The organism is Micromonospora sp. D75 (assembly GCF_018070405.1).
Classification (GTDB): domain Bacteria; phylum Actinomycetota; class Actinomycetes; order Mycobacteriales; family Micromonosporaceae; genus Micromonospora; species Micromonospora chalcea.
Genome location: NZ_JAGPXV010001155.1, coordinates 1 through 564, shown reverse-complemented (window position 1 = coordinate 564; position 564 = coordinate 1). Strand labels below are relative to the sequence as shown.

Genomic DNA, 564 nt, shown 5'->3' with positions numbered 1-564 from the left:
GGTGGGCGGCCCACCCGACGGCGTTCAGCGCGCCCACCGCGGTGGAGTGGTTGGCCGAGGCGTCGCCGAAGCTGCACACCACCACCGCGTCGGCCGGGTAACCGGTGTCGCCGACGCCCCGTTCCAGCGCGAACGCCATGCCCATCGCGCGGGGCAGGTGCGAGGCGATCGTCGAGGTCTGCGGGATGACGTTCAGCGCCCGGTGCCCGAACACCTTGTGCCGGCCGCCGGAGATCGGGTCCCGCCGGGACGCGGCGGCGGAGTGCAGCACGTCGGTGATCGGGGTGGAGCCGGGGACCTGCCCGGCCCGGGCGGCGTAGAAGCCGCCGGACCGGTAGTGCAGCAGCGCCGGATCGGTCGGTCGCAGCGCCAGCGCGACGGCGGCGTTGCTCTCGTGGCCGCTGGATCCGATCGTGTAGAAGCCGTCCCGTTTCGACTGCAGCCAGCGCAACGCGAGGTCGAGGTGGCGGCTCTGGATCTGGGCGTCGAAGTAGTCGAGCAGCAGGCCGGCGTCGATCTCGACGTCCGGCGACGGGTCGGCCGGGGCCCCGGCGCCCCCCGCCC

At 74.5% G+C, this 564-nt stretch carries 1 protein-coding gene; it reads right to left on the bottom strand.

Features of this window, described 5'->3' with window-relative positions; translation table 11 throughout:
• The coding region (locus KBX39_RS32605) for a thiamine pyrophosphate-dependent enzyme (RefSeq protein ID WP_247660836.1) at positions 1-564 on the bottom strand (564 nt) is incomplete at both ends.